The 4,382-nt window shown below is 72.5% G+C and carries 5 protein-coding genes; 3 read left to right on the plus strand and 2 right to left on the minus strand.

What is annotated here, in order from left to right; translation table 11 throughout:
* Positions 1-255: DoxX family membrane protein (locus B7767_RS35360; RefSeq protein WP_143652805.1), on the minus strand; the 255-nt coding region annotated here is incomplete at its 3' end.
* A gap of 127 nt (positions 256-382) precedes the next feature.
* Here B7767_RS35360 and B7767_RS35365 point away from each other — a divergent pair.
* Entirely contained in the window at positions 383-709 is a 327-nt protein-coding gene (locus B7767_RS35365; RefSeq protein WP_085575633.1) for a hypothetical protein, read from the plus strand.
* A gap of 10 nt (positions 710-719) precedes the next feature.
* On the opposite strand, the gene B7767_RS35370 is transcribed toward B7767_RS35365, so the two are convergent.
* Positions 720-1,112, minus strand: coding sequence for a helix-turn-helix domain-containing protein (locus B7767_RS35370; RefSeq protein ID WP_085575634.1), 393 nt, complete (start codon positions 1,110-1,112; stop codon positions 720-722).
* A gap of 94 nt (positions 1,113-1,206) precedes the next feature.
* Here B7767_RS35370 and B7767_RS35375 point away from each other — a divergent pair, with 94 nt between their 5' ends.
* Both B7767_RS35375 and B7767_RS35380 read left to right on the plus strand, forming a co-directional pair.
* Positions 1,207-2,052: an SDR family oxidoreductase gene (locus B7767_RS35375; RefSeq protein ID WP_085575635.1), complete on the plus strand. Its 846-nt coding sequence runs from the start codon at positions 1,207-1,209 to the stop codon at positions 2,050-2,052.
* A 191-nt stretch (positions 2,053-2,243) separates the two neighbouring features.
* On the plus strand, positions 2,244-4,382 hold a 2,139-nt coding region (locus tag B7767_RS35380), incomplete at its 3' end, for a pyruvate carboxylase (RefSeq protein ID WP_085575636.1).

Raw genomic sequence — 4,382 nt, forward strand, 5'->3', positions numbered from 1 at the left:
CGCCGCGGCGCCCGCCGCCGGGGTGGCCAGACCGAGCGCGAGCAGCACACCCCCGCCGGCCTCGGCGAGGCCCGCCGCCGTGGCGCTCGCCCTGCCGGGCACATAGCCGATGGACTCCATGAACTGGCCGGTGCCCTCGATGCCGCCGCCGCCGAACCAGCCGAACAGCTTCTGCGCGCCGTGCGCCGCGAGCACCCCGCCCGTTCCCAGCCGGAGCAGCAGCAGGCCCAGATCACGTCGGTCGTAACAGGTCACGTCGTCTCCCGGAGCAGTGGCTTGGCCCGACCACCGTCGCATCCCCACCGCCGGCCCGGCGCGCCACCGGTTGCCGTTCGGGTGACGCGGGTGGCGGGCTCCGGCGGCCGGTACGACGCTGGCGGACATGACGATTCAGAGCACCCGTCTCAGCGACCCCGTCGTCCGCGCCTTCGTCACGGCCGTCAACAACCACGACCGGGACGGTTTCCTGTCCCTGCTGGCGCCCGGCGCGACCATGGCGGACGACGGTTCCGAGCGCGACCTCACCGAGTGGATCGACCGGGAGATCTTCTCCTCCCACGGGCACCTGGAGGTCGACAACGAGTCCGGCGGCGGCCGCCGCCTCCTCGCCCGCTACAGCAACGACACCTGGGGCGAGATGCGCACCCGGTGGTCCTTCACCGTCGACGACGACGGCCGCATCTCCCGCTTCGAGACCGGTCAGGCCTGACCGCCCGGGGCTACCGGGCGGGGTCCTCGTCGTAGGCCCGCCGGGCCCGCTCGACCTCGCCCAGGTTGTCCGTGGCCCACTGGGCGAGGTGCGCGAAGAGCGGCGCGAGGCTGAGCCCCAACGCGCTGATCTCGTACTCGACCCGGGGCGGAACCTCCGGGTGGTACGTACGCACGACCAGGCCGTCGCGCTCCAACTGCCGCAGCCGCTGCGTCAGCACCTTCGGGGTGACCCCGCCGATCCGCCGTTGCAGCTCGACGAAGCGCTGCCGGCCGTACGTGTGCAGCGTCCACAGGACCGGGGTGGTCCACCGGCTGAACACGATGTCCACGACCGGGCTGACGGGGCAGGCGAGTTCCGGCTCGGTCCCGGCGGCCGCCGTCCGTGTCGCGTTCCCCGCCATGCGCACTCCTCCGGGATAGTCACTATCTTCTAGGTACCTACTATATCGACGCTGCTAGCGTCCTCACCACACCGAGACGACAGGGGAGTTGTTCATGTTCGTGGTGACCGGGGCAACCGGAAACGTGGGCCGGGAACTCGTCCGCACCCTCGCGGCGGACGGCGAGCGGGTGACCGCCACCTCCAGGGCGGTCTCGTCCGCCGATGTGCCGGGGGGCGTACGACACCTGCGCGCGGACCTCACCGACGCCGACAGCCTGCGCGAGGTCTTCGCCGGAGCCGACGCGCTGTTCCTGCAGAACGGGGGAGCCAGTGCGCATCTGCTGAACCCGCACGGCATCCTCGACGCCGCCAAGACCGCCGGCATCGGACGCGTCGTCCTGCTGTCCTCGCAGGGAGTCGTCACCCGGCCGAGGTCGGCATCGCACGGCCGGGTGGCGCGGGCCATCGAGGACGCCGTACGGCAGTCGGGCCTGGACTGGACGGTCCTGCGCCCCGGCGGCTTCCACTCCAACGCCCTCGCCTGGTCCGAAGCGGTGCGCACCCGGCGGACCGTCGCCGCGCCGTTCGGCGACGTGGGCCTGCCCACGATCGACCCGGCCGACATCGCCGACGTCGCCGCGGTGACCTTGCGCGGGACGGAACACCACGGCCGCTCCTACGTGTTGACCGGCCCCGCCCTCATCACGCCCCGGCAGCGGGCCGAGGCGATCGGCGAGGCGGTCGGCGAACCGGTGCGCTTCGTGGAACAGACCCGGGACGAAGCCCGCGCGCAGATGCGGCAGTTCATGCCCGAGGAGGTGGTCGACACCACGCTCGACATCCTGGGCGCCCCCACCCCCGAGGAACTCCGGACCGGCCTCGCCGTCGAGGACGTCACCGGCCGCCCGCCGCGCACCTTCGCCGACTGGGCACGACGCCACGCCGCGCTGTTCCGGTAGAACCGGCGGGCGCCGGACGCCGGTGCGGTGAGGGGGCGCGGAGAGTGACGGAGGGTCCTGAAGGTGAAACGTTCCCTCCGTGGTCCCTCACACCGCCGGCGGGCCGGGTGTGAGTGGCCCGGCTCACATGGCGTACCGGACCTGCCGCCGACACGATGGTCCTTGTCACCGGCAGGCTGAAGGGATCGAGAATGTTCCGCAAGGTGCTGGTCGCCAACCGCGGCGAGATCGCGATTCGGGCGTTCCGCGCGGGCTACGAACTGGGCGCCCGAACCGTCGCCGTCTTCCCGCACGAGGACCGCAACTCGCTGCACCGCCTGAAGGCGGACGAGGCGTACGAGATCGGCGAGCCGGGACATCCGGTGCGGGCCTACCTCTCCGTCGAGGAGATCGTCCGCGCCGCGCGCCGCGCGGACGCCGACGCCGTCTACCCGGGCTACGGATTCCTGTCCGAGAACCCCGAACTGGCCAAGGCCTGCGAAGAGGCCGGCATCACCTTCGTCGGGCCCAGCGCCCGGATCCTGGAACTGACCGGGAACAAGGCCCGCGCGGTGGCCGCCGCCCGCGAGGCCGGGGTGCCCGTGCTCGGCTCCTCGGCGCCCTCCACCGACGTCGGTGAACTCGTCCGCGCCGCCGACGGCATCGGCTTCCCGGTCTTCGTCAAGGCGGTCGCCGGCGGCGGCGGGCGCGGCATGCGCCGCGTCGAGGACCCCGCCCAGCTGAGGGAGGCCATCGAGGCGGCCTCCCGGGAGGCGGCGTCCGCGTTCGGCGACCCCACGGTGTTCCTGGAGAAGGCCGTCGTCGAACCCCGCCACATCGAGGTGCAGATCCTCGCCGACGGACAGGGCGACGTCATCCACCTGTTCGAGCGGGACTGCTCGGTGCAGCGCCGCCACCAGAAGGTGATCGAACTCGCGCCCGCGCCGAACCTCGACCCGGAGCTGCGCGACCGCATCTGCGCCGACGCGGTGAACTTCGCCCGGCAGATCGGCTACCGCAACGCCGGCACGGTGGAGTTCCTCCTCGACCGGGACGGCAACCACGTCTTCATCGAGATGAACCCGCGCATCCAGGTCGAGCACACGGTCACCGAGGAGGTCACCGACGTCGACCTGGTGCAGGCGCAGCTGCGCATCGCCGCCGGCGAGACGCTCGCCGACCTCGGCCTGTCCCAGGAGACCGTCACCCTGCGCGGCGCCGCGCTGCAGTGCCGTATCACCACCGAGGACCCCGCCAACGGCTTCCGCCCGGACACCGGCCGGATCAGCGCCTACCGCTCACCCGGCGGCTCCGGCATCCGCCTGGACGGCGGAACCACCCACGCCGGTACGGAGATCAGCGCACACTTCGACTCGATGCTGGTGAAACTCACCTGCCGGGGAAGGGACTTCGGCGCCGCGGTGGGCCGGGCCCGGCGTGCGGTGGCCGAGTTCCGCATCCGCGGCGTCGCCACCAACATCCCCTTCCTGCAGGCGGTCCTGGACGATCCGGACTTCCAGGCCGGACACGTCACCACGTCGTTCATCGAGCAGCGCCCGGAGCTGCTCACCGCCCGCCACTCCGCGGACCGCGGCACCAAGCTGCTCACCTACCTCGCCGACGTCACGGTGAACAAGCCGCACGGCGAGCGGCCCCAGCTCATCGACCCGCTCACCAAGCTGCCGCCGCTGCCCGCCGGCGAACCGCCGGCCGGTTCCCGGCAGCGGCTCGCCGAACTCGGCCCCGACGGCTTCGCCCGCCGGCTGCGCGACTCGCCGACCACCGGCGTCACCGACACCACCTTCCGCGACGCCCACCAGTCGCTGCTCGCCACCCGCGTCCGCACCAAGGACCTGCTCGCCGTAGCCCCCGTGGTGGCGCGCACCCTGCCCGAGCTGCTCTCCCTGGAGTGCTGGGGCGGCGCCACGTACGACGTCGCCCTGCGCTTCCTCGCCGAGGACCCCTGGGAGCGGCTGGCCGCGCTGCGGGAGGCCGTACCCAACATCTGCCTCCAGATGCTGCTGCGCGGCCGCAACACCGTCGGCTACACCCCGTACCCGACCGAGGTGACCGACGCCTTCGTACAGGAGGCGGCGGCGACCGGCATCGACATCTTCCGCATCTTCGACGCGCTGAACGACGTCTCCCAGATGCGGCCCGCCATCGACGCCGTACGCGAGACCGGCACGGCCGTCGCCGAGGTGGCCCTGTGCTACACCGCCGACCTGTCCGACCCGTCCGAGCGGCTCTACACCCTCGACTACTACCTGCGCCTGGCCGAGCAGATCGTCGAGGCGGGCGCGCACGTCCTGGCCGTCAAGGACATGGCCGGACTGCTGCGGGCCCCCCCC

Origin of the sequence: Streptomyces sp. 13-12-16 (assembly GCF_002114215.1) — a bacterium.
In the GTDB taxonomy this organism is placed as follows: domain Bacteria; phylum Actinomycetota; class Actinomycetes; order Streptomycetales; family Streptomycetaceae; genus Streptomyces.

Bases quoted from the DNA above. Each gene is read 5' to 3' on its own strand.
- B7767_RS35365 (WP_085575633.1), top strand. From the start codon at position 383: ATGACGATTCAGAGCACCCGTCTCAGCGACCCCGTCGTCCGCGCCTTC.
- B7767_RS35370 (WP_085575634.1), bottom strand. From the start codon at position 1,112: ATGGCGGGGAACGCGACACGGACGGCGGCCGCCGGGACCGAGCCGGAA.
- B7767_RS35375 (WP_085575635.1), top strand. From the start codon at position 1,207: ATGTTCGTGGTGACCGGGGCAACCGGAAACGTGGGCCGGGAACTCGTC.